Below are 12883 nucleotides of genomic sequence, written 5' to 3'. Positions count from 1 at the left end.
AAACACCCTGATCCTTCGGCCCGGCGTCAGCGCCACGGCCCGTAAATGATGACGGCCACTGCGCAGGCCCAGAGGGCGACGCAGAGAAGAATCGGCCGATCCGAGATAAGCGTTTCGGACGGGTTCGCCCCGCCGTCGTGCTTGTGAATGAGGTAGAGATACCGGAACACGCCGTACAACGGAAACGGCAAGGTGAAGAGCAGCCGGTCTGTGCCGAACTTGGCCACGGTATCCGGACTGATGGTGTAAAACGCATACGCCAGCAACGTCGCGCTCGCGACGATGGTGATGAGCTGATCGAGGAGCTCCGTGGAGTAGTGGGCCAGGATCGGTCGATGGCCGGTGCCGCCATCCACCAGCGTGGCAATCTCGCCGCGACGCTTGCCCAACGCCAGGAACAACGCGCCAAGCAGCGTGATGACAAGCAACCAGTGACTGATGGCGACCCCGATCACCACCGCGCCACCCACCGCGCGCAGCACAAAGCCGCCGGCGATGGTCAGCACGTCGAGGATCACCAGATGTTTGAGCGCCGTGGAATAGATGGTGAGGAGAGTCACGTAGGCCGTGGCGACCAGGCCAAACGACGGCCCCAGCCACCACGCAATGCCCAGGCCGGCTGAGACCAGGACAAACGCGGCCGTCAGTGCAGATGTGGGGGAGATAGCGCCGGCGGCGATGGGTCGTCTGGACTTGGTGGGATGGAGCCGGTCGGCCACAACGTCGCGTACGTCGTTGACCAGATACACCACTCCCGACAGCACACAGAACACCAGGAATCCGAGGACCGAGGCCTTGACGGCCGACGGATCGAACAATCGTCCGCCGAAGATCAGGCCGGCGAACAGGATCAGATTCTTGGTCCACTGCGCCGGACGCAGCGACAGCAGCAGGTCCGCCACCCACGGCCGCCTGCGTGCCGGGCCGTCGGCGAGGGCGTCTGTTGACGCACCGCGATTTGGACGAAGGGTACTTCGCGCCATACAGGCCTGCCCGCCATGAGCCTTGGCGAAGGCGGGCGCGACGACGGGACGCGCCCTTAGGGCGCGCCCGTCAATCGACTCTGAAATTCAGGCGACGGCTGAAGAACCGTTATTTGTAACTCTTGAGCGCGTCCTGCTCGACTTCGAACGTCTCGAAGACCGTGAGCAGTTTCGTGATCATCAAGAGATCCGTGATGCGCTTGGTCAGGTTGACCAGCTTCAGCTGGCCGCCCTGGCGGCTGACCGTCGTGTACGTGCGGACGATTTCACCGAGACCTGCGCTGTCAATGTACGGAACCTCTGCCAGGTTCAGCAGGATGCGCTTCTTATCCTGCATGATGAGCGAGTTGATCTTGTCCTTCAGGACTTCGTCACCCTCGTTCAGGGTAATTTTGCCCTTGAGGTCCAGAATGATGACCTCGCCCACAATTCGTTCGTCGATCTGCATGCCCACTCCTGTTGCTGCCGCGCTACGCGGCGCATCTCGGACGCGTCCCCGGCAGAAGCCGCGCGCGAAAGGGCGCACCGCTCCTGGGTATCCGGACCCAGGGACCACAATCTTCCCGGTAAGTTTAGGGTGTGATCGATCGATTTGACAAGGGATAACGCCCCGACCCCGCTTTGGGGCGGGTGCGGGGCGTCAACCAGACGTGCTATTCGTGCGAGGACCTACTCGACGTCGCGGCGCAGCTTCTTGCGCGACCGCTTGCGGGCCAGCGCGGACTTGACCCGCTTCTTGTCGCCCGGCTTCAAGTAGAAGGAGTGTTTCTTGATGTCCTTGATGATGTCTTCCTGCTGCACCTTGCGCTTGAAACGGCGCAACGCGCTCTCAATGGACTCGCCTTCCTGGATTCGAACTTCTGCCATGGATGCACACCCCCTTCCCTGGTGAATTGTGTCCCGAGGGACAACAAGACAGCCTATCACGCAACGAGAGCGCTAGAATCCCTTCATGAACGTCCTTGTGGTGGGTGGAGGCGGCCGGGAGCATGCCCTGGCCTGGCGGCTGGCGCAGGACGCTGAGGTCACCGGGGTCCTTTGCGCCCCTGGAAACCCCGGAATCTCCGCCGTCGCCCGGTGTTTTCCCCTCGAGGCCACAGACGTGGACGGCCTGCTGGCGCTCGCCATTCGGGAGCAGGTCGCGCTGACCGTCGTTGGTCCCGAAGCCGCTCTGGACAAAGGCATTGCCGACCGGTTTCGAGCCGCCGGACTGGCCATTGTTGGTCCCCCCAAACACGCTGCCGGGCTGGAAACGTCCAAGGTGTTTTCAAAGCACTTCATGACCCGGGCCGGCATTCCAACCGCGAGATTCCTCGTGTGCGACACCGCCGAGGCCGCGCTGGCTGCCGTGGCAGGCGATCGGTTCGGATTCCCCGTGGTCGTCAAGGCCGACGGCCTTGCCGGCGGCAAGGGAGTAGTGGTGGCCGCCGACCGGGCAGAGGCCGAAGCGGCCGTCCGGACGGCCATGGTGGATCGGGCGTTTGGGCAGGCGGGCAGCACCCTGGTGATCGAGGAGTGCCTCACCGGCCCCGAAGTCTCGTTTTTTGCCCTCTGCGACGGCCGGCGCGCGGTCGTCCTCGGCACGGCGCAGGATCACAAACGGATTTTTGATGGCGATCGCGGGCCCAATACGGGTGGCATGGGGGCGTTTGCGCCCAGCCCGCTGATGACCCCGGAACTCGAGTCCACGGTGATGCGCACCATCGTGCAACCGGTGATGGAGGGGTTTCAGGCCGACGGCGGCTATCGGGGATTCCTGTACGTGAGCCTGATGCTGACGCCAGACGGGCCCAAGGTCATCGAATTCAACGTGCGGCTTGGCGACCCCGAGGCTCAGGTGGTGTTGCCGCTGATTGAAGGGAGTTTTGCGGCCATTCTCCTCGCCGCAGCAGAAGGCCGACTCGGACCGCAAGCCCCGCAGGTGTCTGATGGGGCGGCAGTGGGCGTCGTGTTGGCGTCGGCCGGCTACCCCGGCCCCATCTCCTCAGGCGTCACCATCGACGGATTGACCGATGCGCCCGCCGAGGACGTCACCGTGTTTCATGCGGGCACCGCGCGGCAGGGCGATCAGATCGTCACAGCCGGTGGCCGTGTGCTCACCGTCGTCGCCCGCGCGGTCACACACGCCGAAGCCAGGACCCGCGCCTACCAGGCGCTCTCCGCGCTACACTTTGACGGCATGCAGTACCGCACTGATATTGGTGCGGCGTTCACGTAGTTGCAGATTGCCGATTCCGCCATGGATGTATTGATTCTGATGGGTTCTGATTCCGACGCCGATGTGATGTCGGCGGCGGGTGCTGCGTTGACCGAGTTTGGTCTGGTGTGGGAGATGACCGTCGCGTCCGCGCACCGGTCGCCCGCGCGGGTGTTGCGCCTGATTGACGATGCGCACACACGCGGCGTGAAGGTCTTTATCGTTGGCGCAGGCGCGGCCGCGCACCTGGCGGGCGTGGTGGCGGCGCACACGCCTCGCCCGGTCATCGGCGTGCCGATTGACTCATCTGCGCTCAAGGGCATGGACGCGCTCTTGTCCACCGTGCAGATGCCGCCGGGAGTGCCCGTCGCGACCGTGGCGATTGGCAAGCCCGGCGCGACCAACGCCGGCGTGCTCGCGGCGCAGATGATCGCGCTCGGCGACCCTGCACTCGCCGAGCGCGTGGTCGCTTACAAAGTCGGACTAGAAGCGAAAGTCGAGGCCGCCGCCGCGCGGCTGGCGCAGAAGAAATAAGGCCTCTGGAAAACGACCTCTGAGGTCAGACCTCAGAGGTCGTTTTCCGCGCCGTCTCCACCAATAGCTGACCACACGCGGCGCGAATGTCGCGGCCGCGGCTCTTGCGCACCGAGACCGTGACGCCGCGGTCGGCGAGGATCGCCGCAAACGCGTTTACCCGCTCGTCGGAAGGCCGCCGGTAGGGGATGCCCGCAGCCTCATTGAGCGGCAGCAGGTTCACCTTCGCCTGAATGCCTTCGAGCAGGCGCACCAACCTTCGCGCGTCGTCCGGCGTGTCGTTGACCTGGTCGAGCAGCACGTATTCAAACGTGATGCGGCCGCGCCGCCGCAGCGGAAAGGCGCGACACACATCCATCAACTCCTGCAGCTTGTACTTGCGATTGATGGGCGCGAGCACGTCGCGCTGTTCATCTGTGGTGGCGTGCAGGGAAATCGCCAGGTTGGGCATGATCGGCTCTTCAGCCAGGCGCTGCAGGCCGGGCAGCACGCCCACGGTGGAAAGTGTGATGCGCCGCGGCGGCACGGCCAACCCCTGCTCGTCTGTCAGGATCCTCAGCGCCTTCATCGTGGCGTCGTAGTTGTGCAGGGGTTCGCCCATACCCATGAGCACGATGTTGAAGGCCGAGGTGGCAAGACCCGTTTCTCTCGCGAGCACACGCACCTGGCCGGCAATTTCTCCGGCGGTCAGGTTACGCAGCAATCCCATTTTGCCCGTGAGGCAGAAGCCGCACGCCATCGCGCACCCGACCTGGGTCGAGATGCAGAAGGTCTGCGCCGGCGTATCAGGAATGTAGACCGCCTCGATCTGCCGGCCGTCTCCAAGTTGCAGCAGAAACTTCGTGGTGCCGTCGGATGAGACTTGTTTTGCGACCAGGGCCGGCTCAGCGATTGCACCGCGGGCCGCGAGCGCCGCCCGCAAGTCCTGCGGCAGATTGGTCATCGAGGCGAAGTCGGATACGCCCCGTTGATGAATCCACTGGAAGATCTGCCGGCCGCGAAATCCGGGCAGGCCAAGGCCGATGGCGGCCTGTTCGAGTTCCGGCCGTTCGAGCGCAGAAAAATCCAACGGCGGTAGTGCGAGAGAGCCTTGTTCCACGGCAAAGGCCATGGTATCATTCTGGACTTGATCCTAGGGCGTAAACTCCAGTTACTGAACAACTTACAGGGTTCGGGCCTCGTACGATGGTGAAGAGCGAGACGTTCCCGTCCGGCCTGCGGCTTGTCACTGAAACCCTGCCGCACGTGCGGTCGGTGGCCATCGGTGTGTGGCTGACCCGCGGCTCGCGCCATGAGTCGGATGCCGAGAGTGGCATCGCGCACTTCGTGGAGCACATGTTGTTCAAGGGCACCGAACGGCGATCGGCGCGCGACTTGGCGCAGGCCATCGACTCGGTCGGCGGCCAGGTGGATGCCTTCACCTCGAAGGAATACGCCGGCTACTACATCAAGGTGCTCGACGAGCACGTGCCGATTGCGCTGGACCTGCTCAGTGACATGCTCCTGAATCCGGCCCTCGCGCCAGATGACGTGGTGCGCGAGCAAGGCGTGATTCTCGAAGAAATCAAGATGGTCGAGGATGCGCCGGATGACCTGGTGCACGAAATGTTCGTGCAGAAGTTCTGGACGCGCCATCCCCTCGGCCGCCCCATTCTCGGCACGCCCGAGACGGTGGCCAGTTTCTCCTCAGCGCAGTTGCGCAATTATTTCCGCCGCACCTACGTGGCGCCCAACCTGGTGGTGGCGGCCGCCGGTCATCTCGATCACGATCGTCTTCGCGACGACATCGCGCGTGTGTTCGGCTCATTGTCTTCGGTGGCATCTGACGACGCGGTGACGGCGCCATCGATGACGCCGGGGGTCGACCAACGCGTCAAGGACATTTAACAGAGCCACGTGTGCCTCGGCACCACGGCGTACGGCGAGGGTCACGCAGACCGGCACGCCGTGTTTGTGCTCAACACCATTCTGGGCGGCTCGATGAGCTCCCGGCTGTTCCAGCACATTCGCGAAGAGCGGGGACTGGCGTATTCGGTGTTCAGCAATCTGTCGTCCTACACCGACGCGGGCATGATCAGCGTGTATGCCGGATGCGCCGCCGACAAGGTGGACGAAGTGGTTTCGCTCGCGCTCGACGAACTGCACGGGCTGCGATCCGAGGCGGTGCCGGCCGAAGAGCTGCGTCGCGCCAAGGACCACCTGAAGGGCAGCGTCATGTTGAGCCTCGAGAACACCTCCAGCCGCATGTCGCATCTGGCCCGCCAGGAGATGGTCTTTGGCCGCCACATTTCATTCGATGAAATGCTGGCGAACATCGAGGCCGTCAGCGCCGACGATGTGCTGCGGGTGGCGCAGGATCTCTTCCGTGACGACGGCATGGTGGCCAGTGTGGTGGGACCCGATCGCGGGGATCGATTGTCGGCCGATCGCCTGCGGCTGACCCAAGGAGCACCGAAAGCATGATTGCCCGGTACACCCATCCCGAGATGGGCGCCATCTGGAGTGAGCAACGCCGCTACGATGCGTGGCTCGAGGTGGAACTGGCCGCGACCGACGCCCTGGCCGACGCGGGTGTGGTGCCGGTCGAGGACGCGCGCACGCTTCGCGAGCGGGCGTCATTTGATATCGCGCGCATCGACGAAATCGAGCTGGTCACCCAGCACGATGTGATTGCCTTCACGACGGCCGTGGCCGAAAAAGTGGGGCCGTCCGCACGGTGGCTGCACTTCGGACTCACGTCGTCGGATGTGCTGGACACGGCGTTGGCCCTGCAGATGCGTCAGGCGTGTGACTTATTGCTCACTCGTGTCGATGCGCTGGCGGCCGCTATTCGCACGCGAGCGATGGAACACGAGCGCACCCCGATGATTGGGCGCACGCACGGTGTGCACGCCGAGTTGATGACGTTCGGCGTCAAACTGGCGCTGTGGTACGCCGAAGTGCAACGTGGTCGTGAACGGCTGGTGCGGGCCCGCGACGCGGTGGCCGTGGGCAAGTTGTCGGGCGCGGTTGGCTCTTTTGCACACCTCGATCCGGCCATCGAAGCGGCGGTGTGTGCGCGCCTGGGCCTGTCGGCCGACCCGGTGTCATCACAGGTCGTGTCGCGCGATCGCCATGCCGAACTCATGACAGCGCTGGCGATCCTGGCGGCGTCGCTGGAGAAATTCGCCCTGGAGATTCGTGGGCTGCAGAAGACCGAGATCGGCGAAGTGGAAGAACCGTTTGCCAAGGGGCAGAAGGGTTCGTCGGCCATGCCGCACAAGCGCAATCCCATCGGCTGCGAACAGGTGACCGGTCTCGCCCGCCTGATTCGCGCGAATGCGATGGCTGCGCTAGAGAACGTCGCGCTGTGGCACGAACGCGACATTTCGCACTCGTCGGTGGAACGCGTGATCCTGCCCGACAGTTTTATTGCCTTGGATCACATGCTGCGGCGTTTTACGCGCATCGTGGCCGGGATGGTCGTGTATCCGGCGCGGATGCTCGAGAATCTCGGCCGATCGCGCGGCGTGGTGTATTCAGGCAGTGTGTTGCTGGAACTCGCGCGGCGCGGCGTCTCGCGCGAGGATGCCTACCTCTGGGTGCAGCGCAACGCGATGAAGTCTTTTCAAGAGGGCGTGGACTTCCAGGCGTTGCTTCTGGCCGATGCGGATATCACCCGGGTGCTGTCTGCAGAGATCGTGAAAGAGGCGTTTGATCTGGACGCGCAACTTCGGAACGTGGGCGCCATTTTCGCCAGAGTGTTCGGCCCAGCCGGCGCTCAACCCACCAGGGAGGCTCCGTGACCGATAAGTTCCGTGAAGAGTGCGGCATCTTCGGCATCTTCGGGCACGCGGAGGCGGCCAATCTGACCTACCTCGGCCTCTACGCGTTACAGCACAGGGGCCAGGAGAGTGTGGGAATCAGCACGTCGGACGGGCGGCGGCTGAGACAGCACAAGGCGATGGGATACGTCGCCGATGCGTTCAACGAAGACACCCTCAAACACCTGGGGGGCACGAGCGCGATTGGCCACGTGCGGTACTCGACCGCCGGTGAAAGCGGACTCCGGAACGCGCAACCCATCCAGATCGACTGCGCGCATGGCGAGATTGCCGTGGGACACAACGGCAACCTGGTGAACGCCGAGGAATTGCGGAACGCACTCGTGCAGCAGGGCTCGATCTTCCAGACCACGAGCGACACCGAAGTGCTGCTGCACTTGTATGCCCGGTCCAGGGCGGCGACGCCCGACGAGGCGCTTGTGGAAGCCATCCAGCAAGCGCAGGGTGCCTTTTCACTGGTCCTGCTGACGAAGGATCGTCTGATTGCGGCGCGTGATCCCCATGGGTTTCGCCCATTGACGATTGGGCGCCTGGGCGACGCGTACATCGTGTGTTCAGAAACGTGCGCGCTCGACCTTATCGATGCCACCTGGGTGCGCGACGTCGAACCGGGTGAAGTGCTGATCATCAGCGCAGACGGAGTGAAGTCGATCAAGCCGTTTGCCAAGGCGCAGCGCGCGCATTGTGTGTTTGAGCACGTGTACTTCGCGCGGCCGGACTCGTATGTGTTCGGCCAGAGCGTCAACGAGGTTCGGACGGCATTCGGTCGCCAGCTTGCGAAAGAACAGCCGGCCGACGCCGACGTGGTTGTGCCCGTTCCCGACTCCGGCGTGTGCGCGGCCACCGGGTACGCGTTTGCCGCTGGCCTGCCGCTGCAGATGGGGCTCATCCGGAACCACTATGTGGGCCGCACGTTCATCGAGCCTCAGCAGTCCATCCGGCACTTCGGAGTGCGCGTGAAACTCAATCCGGTCAAGAGCATCCTGGCCGGCAAGCGTGTCGTGCTCGTGGATGACTCGATTGTGCGAGGCACCACCAGCCGAAAGATCGTGAAGATGGTGCGCGCCGCTGGCGCGACCGAAGTGCACGTCCGTATCAGCTGCCCCCCAACCGTCTCGCCCTGTTTCTATGGTGTGGACACACCGCAGCGAGCCGAACTGATCGCGGCGACTCATACGCTTGAGGAAGTGCGCAAGTACATCGAAGCCGACAGCCTCGGCTACCTGTCGCTCGACGGCCTCCTGGCCGCTGTGGGACCCGACCGATCGTCCTACTGCACGTCGTGTTACACGGGCGAGTATCCGGTAGCCTTTCCCCGCAACGAAGCCGCCTATCTCCAACTGGCGCTGAAGCTGGTGAAATGACCCTGCGATCATCCCTGTCCCTGGTAGTGCTGGTCGTCGGTCTCCTGGGTGTGGTTGTGCCTGCGCAGCAGGCGCCTGCACAGCCCATGTCCCTCAAAGCCGCGATCGATCAGTTGGTGTCCTTCGATTTCCCGACCCGAACTGAGGCGGCCCGCGTGGTCAGACGAACACCGGCGGCCGAAGCCGTGCCCGCCCTCGCCGCTGCGGCGCGACTGCACACCGATGGCTACGTGCGATACCGTGCGCTGGTGCTGCTGGCGGGATTCGGTCAGACGTCTGCCACCAGCACGATGCGCATGCTGATTGGCGACTCGAACGATCGCATCCGCGCCGTGACCTACGGCTGGTTCCAGCATCATCCCGATCCGGAAATGGTGCAGGCACTGATTGCGGCGTTGGACCGCGAGCAGTCGGAGTTTGTGCGCCCGGGCCTGACCCGCGCGCTCGCCGCGTCGCACGCCGACCCGGCGGTGCGCAAGGCCCTTGAGCCGCTGATTCTTCGCGGCGAAGACTATTTCCGCGGATCCGTCATCGAGGGACTTGGAGACTACCGCGCCACCTGGGCGCGAGCCGCCATTGAGAGCGTCGCGCTCCTCGACGGACCGCTGCAGGATGATGCGATTCTCTCGCTGGGCAAGATCGGCGACAAAGCTTCGCTGCCGGTGTTGGCCACCTTGCAGAAGCGAGTCGGCCGGGACCTGCAGCCCTCTGTCGCGGCCTCGTCATGCCTCATCAGTGGCGAGTGCGCGGTGCATGTGGATTACCTCGCCAGGACCCTCATGTTCGCCGCAAGCGACCCGCAGCACCAGACGCTGCTTCGCAGCGCCGCATTTGCCTTGAGCGCGCTCGCCGCGCGTGGGGATCGGCAGGCCCTGACCGTCCTGCTCGATGCCGGCGAGCCCTCCAAAGACCCCGTGCGGGCCGCAGTGGCATTGGCCGTGGGACATGTCGCACTGCGCAACGCCGGCCTGTTGCTCTCCGTACTTGAAACGCGAAAGACGCTGGACCAGACCACAGACCTCATGCTCGACGCCTTCGACATGTTGTCCGAGGACTTCGAGGAAGAACGGTTCTTCGTCGAGATTCGCCGGCTGTACTGGGCGGCGGCTGAAGGGTCCGTGACCCGGCGCGTCGCGCAGGCGTTGATCGATAGACTGGAGTTCTAGCTTTGGTGGACTATCGTCAGTCCGGCGTGGATATCGATGCGGGCAATGAAGTCGTGCGCCGCATCAAACAGATGGCGCGCAAGACCTACACGCCCGGTGTGCTCTCGGGCGTCGGATCGTTCGGCGGTTTGTTCGCGCTCGACGCGTCAGTGCCCGAACCGGTGCTGGTGGCATCGGCCGACGGCGTCGGAACCAAGCTGAAAGTGGCGTTCATGACCGGCGTCCACAACTCGATTGGCGTGGACCTCGTCAACCACTGCGTCAACGACATTCTCGTGCAAGGCGCTCGACCGCTGTTTTTCCTCGACTACCTGGCGACCGGCAGACTGTCACCGGATGTCGCTGAACAGATCGTCGCCGGCGTGGCCCAGGCGTGCGTGGCGAACGGGTGCGCGCTGCTCGGCGGCGAAACGGCGGAGATGCCGGGCTTCTACTCCGACGGCGAATACGACGTCGCCGGCTTCATCGTCGGCGTCGTCTCGCGTCCGAAAGTGATCGACGGGCGCAACATCGAGGCCGGCGATGTGTTGATCGGCCTGCCGTCTTCGGGACTTCATACAAACGGGTACTCGCTCGCGCGGCGTATCGTGTTTGAGGCGTTGGGCCTGACGGTTGATACCGAGGTGGCTGAACTCGGGATGACTGCGGGCCAGGCGCTGCTGCAGCCGCACCGCACCTATCTGCCGGTCATTGGCCCCGTGCTCGATCAGGGCTGGATCAAGGGGATGGCGCATATTACGGGCGGCGGTCTCACCGAAAACCTGCCCCGCGTGATGCCCGAAGGGCGCGCGCCTCGGATCGATCGCACCAGCTGGACCGTGCCGCCCTTGTTCACGTGGCTCCAGCGCGGGGGCGGCGTGTCTGACGAAGAGATGTTCCGGGCGTTCAACATGGGCGTGGGGATGGTGCTGGTCTGTGCGCCCGCGCACGAGGCCTCGCTCCTGGCCGCGCTGGCCGCCTCAGGCGAAGCGGCTTGGCGCCTCGGCGAAGTCGTCTAGCGGCTCGATCCGCGTGAGCAACTGGTGCCCCGCATCGTCTCCGGGGCGGGTGGTGTTGACGTAGTCGGCCCAGGCACGCGACGAGAGGAATGGCGTGTTGACCAGGGGGAGGTCGTGCGCCGGGTGGAGACGCTCAGACAGACTGGCCCAAGGCCAGTCCTGAGCTCGCCGCACCAATTTGGCCTGCAGCGCATTGCGCTCCACGTACCGGCAGACTCGGACAAGGTCGCCGACAGCGGGTATCTCCATTGAGGTGAAGCGACCCTGGTACACCGGCCCCTCGCCCACGGAGTGACGATGCCTGTGGTGCCGGACGGCGTGGGTAGCTGTGACCCAGTGGAGGCACTTTGAGAGCGCCGTTGTGTCGGTTGGGCCCATCACCAGATGCCAGTGGTTTGGCATCAGGGAATAGGCGATCAGCCGCACCGGGTGCTGTTCAAGGGCCTGGCTGAGAATCGACAAAAAGGCGCGATAATCGGCCGGTTGCGCGAAGAGTACCAGGCGTCTGGCGCTGCGGTTGATGACGTGAAAGTAGCTGGCGCGTTGAGTTGATCTGGCGCGTCGTGGCATGAGATGGCCTCCCCTGTTAGCAAGGGAGATGCCGGTCTGGAGACCTGTCCCCGAAATGGCGAATTCTGTGGAAAACACACCCGTCCCCCTATGTGTTCTTATCTCCGGCCGTGGATCCAATCTGCGGGCGATTGGCGAGGCCATCGCGACGGGCCAGCTCCGGGCCGTTATTCGCGTTGTGGTGTCGAATCGGGCCGATGCGATGGGCCTGGAGTGGGCCCGGGCCGAGGGCATCGAGACCCTGGTGCTGCCGCATCAGGACTATCCATCCCGCGCGGCGTACGACGAGGCGCTGGTGACTGCACTCAAGGGGCGTGGCGTGCGTCTGGTGTGTCTCGCAGGGTTTATGCGCCTGCTGGGGCCGGCGTTCTGCGAGGCCTTCCCACAGGCGGTCCTGAACGTCCACCCCTCGCTTCTACCGTCATTTCCCGGCGCGGCCGCCCAGGCTCAGGCGCTTGCGCACGGGGTGAAAGTGTCCGGCGTCACCGTGCACTTCGTCACGCCCGAACTCGACGCCGGGCCCATCGTCATGCAAGCCGCGGTGCCGGTGCGCGACGATGACACGTATGAAACACTGTCGACGCGTATCCTCGTCGAGGAACATCGCGTGTACCCGGAGGCGATCCAGCGCATCATCGCCGGGGGCTGGCGAGTGGATGGACGCCGTGTGGTGACAACTCCTGTGAGTGAAACGTGAGTAATGCGATGACCCTTGATGAACAACTGGCGTACCTGACCAAGGGATGTGTGGACGTGGTGCGCGCCGGCGAGCTGAAAGCGAAGCTCGAGCGCGGGCATCCACTCACGGTCAAGGTGGGGTTTGATCCCACCGCGCCCGATCTGCATTTGGGCCACACGGTGCTGCTTCGCAAGATGAAGCACTTTCAGGATCTCGGGCATCGCGTCATCTTCGTCATCGGCGATTTCACCGGGCTGATTGGTGATCCCACCGGGCGATCGAAGACACGCCCGCCGTTGACAAAGGTGGAGATTGCGGCCAACGCCGAGACGTACAAGGCGCAGGTCTTCCAGGTGCTCGACGAGAGCAAGACTGTGGTGGATTTCAACTCGCGCTGGCTCGGTGCATTGGGCGCGGATGGCATGGTGCGACTCTCCGCGCGTTACAACGTGGCGCAGATGCTGGAGCGGCGTGACTTCCGTCAGCGGTTCGACGCGGGAAAGCCCATCGCCGTGCATGAGTTCCTCTATCCGCTGGCGCAGGCGTACGACTCGGTGTTTTTAAAGGC

13 protein-coding genes and 1 pseudogene (1 of these 14 only partly in view) are annotated in these 12883 nt (G+C 64.1%); 9 read left to right on the top strand and 5 right to left on the bottom strand.

Annotation, left to right across the window (positions count from 1 at the left end; all coding sequences use genetic code 11):
• Window positions 1–26: 26 nt before the first annotated feature.
• The 3 genes from IPL75_20125 to IPL75_20115 all read right to left on the bottom strand — a co-directional run bounded on the left by IPL75_20125 (window position 27) and on the right by IPL75_20115 (window position 1850).
• The gene (locus IPL75_20125; GenBank protein MBK9242499.1) at window positions 27–983 is read right to left on the bottom strand and encodes a decaprenyl-phosphate phosphoribosyltransferase; all 957 of its coding nucleotides are present in this window, start codon (window positions 981–983) and stop codon (window positions 27–29) included.
• Between the two features lie 109 nt (window positions 984–1092).
• Entirely contained in the window at window positions 1093–1431 is a 339-nt protein-coding gene (locus IPL75_20120) for an STAS domain-containing protein (protein ID MBK9242498.1), read from the bottom strand.
• A gap of 221 nt (window positions 1432–1652) precedes the next feature.
• Window positions 1653–1850: a 30S ribosomal protein S21 gene (locus IPL75_20115; protein MBK9242497.1), complete on the bottom strand. Its 198-nt coding sequence runs from the start codon at window positions 1848–1850 to the stop codon at window positions 1653–1655.
• 85 nt (window positions 1851–1935) lie between these two features.
• Here IPL75_20115 and purD point away from each other — a divergent pair.
• Window positions 1936–3714: pseudogene (purD, locus tag IPL75_20110) on the top strand (phosphoribosylamine--glycine ligase).
• A gap of 25 nt (window positions 3715–3739) precedes the next feature.
• On the opposite strand, the gene rlmN reads toward purD, so the two are convergent.
• Window positions 3740–4825: a 23S rRNA (adenine(2503)-C(2))-methyltransferase RlmN gene (rlmN, locus tag IPL75_20105; GenBank protein MBK9242496.1), complete on the bottom strand. Its 1086-nt coding sequence runs from the start codon at window positions 4823–4825 to the stop codon at window positions 3740–3742.
• Between the two features lie 74 nt (window positions 4826–4899).
• On the opposite strand from rlmN, the gene IPL75_20100 reads away from it, so the two are divergent.
• The 6 genes from IPL75_20100 to IPL75_20075 are packed head-to-tail and all read left to right on the top strand — an operon-like array spanning window position 4900 to window position 11066.
• On the top strand, window positions 4900–5601 hold the full coding sequence (locus IPL75_20100) for an insulinase family protein (GenBank protein ID MBK9242495.1): 702 nt from the start codon (window positions 4900–4902) through the stop codon (window positions 5599–5601).
• A 9-nt stretch (window positions 5602–5610) separates the two neighbouring features.
• Window positions 5611–6177, top strand: a complete 567-nt coding sequence (locus tag IPL75_20095) for an insulinase family protein (GenBank protein MBK9242494.1) — start codon at window positions 5611–5613, stop codon at window positions 6175–6177.
• Window positions 6174–7499 carry an adenylosuccinate lyase gene (locus IPL75_20090; protein ID MBK9242493.1) on the top strand — a complete coding sequence of 442 codons (1326 nt, stop codon included), beginning with the start codon at window positions 6174–6176 and terminating at the stop codon, window positions 7497–7499. Before IPL75_20095 ends, IPL75_20090 begins: the two co-directional genes overlap by 4 nt.
• Window positions 7496–8902, top strand: coding sequence for an amidophosphoribosyltransferase (locus IPL75_20085; protein ID MBK9242492.1), 1407 nt, complete (start codon window positions 7496–7498; stop codon window positions 8900–8902). The genes IPL75_20090 and IPL75_20085 overlap by 4 nt, the downstream gene beginning before the upstream one ends.
• Complete coding sequence (locus IPL75_20080) at window positions 8899–10068, top strand: HEAT repeat domain-containing protein (protein MBK9242491.1); 1170 nt, start codon at window positions 8899–8901, stop codon at window positions 10066–10068. The genes IPL75_20085 and IPL75_20080 overlap by 4 nt, the downstream gene beginning before the upstream one ends.
• Window positions 10069–10070: 2 nt before the next feature.
• Window positions 10071–11066: a phosphoribosylformylglycinamidine cyclo-ligase gene (locus IPL75_20075; GenBank protein MBK9242490.1), complete on the top strand. Its 996-nt coding sequence runs from the start codon at window positions 10071–10073 to the stop codon at window positions 11064–11066.
• Here IPL75_20075 and IPL75_20070 read toward each other — a convergent pair.
• Window positions 11028–11636, bottom strand: a complete 609-nt coding sequence (locus IPL75_20070) for a transposase (protein MBK9242489.1) — start codon at window positions 11634–11636, stop codon at window positions 11028–11030. The two genes, IPL75_20075 and IPL75_20070, sit on opposite strands and share 39 nt — an antisense overlap.
• Window positions 11637–11691: 55 nt before the next feature.
• On the opposite strand from IPL75_20070, the gene IPL75_20065 reads away from it, so the two are divergent.
• Entirely contained in the window at window positions 11692–12333 is a 642-nt protein-coding gene (locus IPL75_20065; protein MBK9242488.1) for a phosphoribosylglycinamide formyltransferase, read from the top strand.
• Between the two features lie 8 nt (window positions 12334–12341).
• Window positions 12342–12883, top strand: the 5' portion of a protein-coding gene (locus tag IPL75_20060; protein MBK9242487.1) for a tyrosine--tRNA ligase. 667 nt of this gene lie beyond the right edge of the window; only the first 542 of its 1209 coding nucleotides appear in the window; the start codon lies at window positions 12342–12344; the stop codon falls past the right edge of the window.

The sequence above is a fragment of the Acidobacteriota bacterium genome (genome assembly GCA_016716905.1).
Classification (GTDB): domain Bacteria; phylum Acidobacteriota; class Vicinamibacteria; order Vicinamibacterales; family SCN-69-37; genus SYFT01.
Note: the sequence above shows the minus strand (reverse complement) of the source record. Positions and strands in the feature narration are given on the sequence as shown.

Excerpts from the sequence above, each read along its gene's own strand:
- IPL75_20125 (MBK9242499.1), bottom strand. The coding sequence starts at position 983 with ATGGCGCGAAGTACCCTTCGTCCAAATCGCGGTGCGTCAACAGACGCC.
- IPL75_20120 (MBK9242498.1), bottom strand. The coding sequence starts at position 1,431 with ATGCAGATCGACGAACGAATTGTGGGCGAGGTCATCATTCTGGACCTC.
- IPL75_20115 (MBK9242497.1), bottom strand. The coding sequence starts at position 1,850 with ATGGCAGAAGTTCGAATCCAGGAAGGCGAGTCCATTGAGAGCGCGTTG.
- rlmN (MBK9242496.1), bottom strand. The coding sequence starts at position 4,825 with ATGGCCTTTGCCGTGGAACAAGGCTCTCTCGCACTACCGCCGTTGGAT.
- IPL75_20100 (MBK9242495.1), top strand. The coding sequence starts at position 4,900 with ATGGTGAAGAGCGAGACGTTCCCGTCCGGCCTGCGGCTTGTCACTGAA.
- IPL75_20090 (MBK9242493.1), top strand. The coding sequence starts at position 6,174 with ATGATTGCCCGGTACACCCATCCCGAGATGGGCGCCATCTGGAGTGAG.
- IPL75_20080 (MBK9242491.1), top strand. The coding sequence starts at position 8,899 with ATGACCCTGCGATCATCCCTGTCCCTGGTAGTGCTGGTCGTCGGTCTC.
- IPL75_20070 (MBK9242489.1), bottom strand. The coding sequence starts at position 11,636 with ATGCCACGACGCGCCAGATCAACTCAACGCGCCAGCTACTTTCACGTC.
- IPL75_20065 (MBK9242488.1), top strand. The coding sequence starts at position 11,692 with ATGGCGAATTCTGTGGAAAACACACCCGTCCCCCTATGTGTTCTTATC.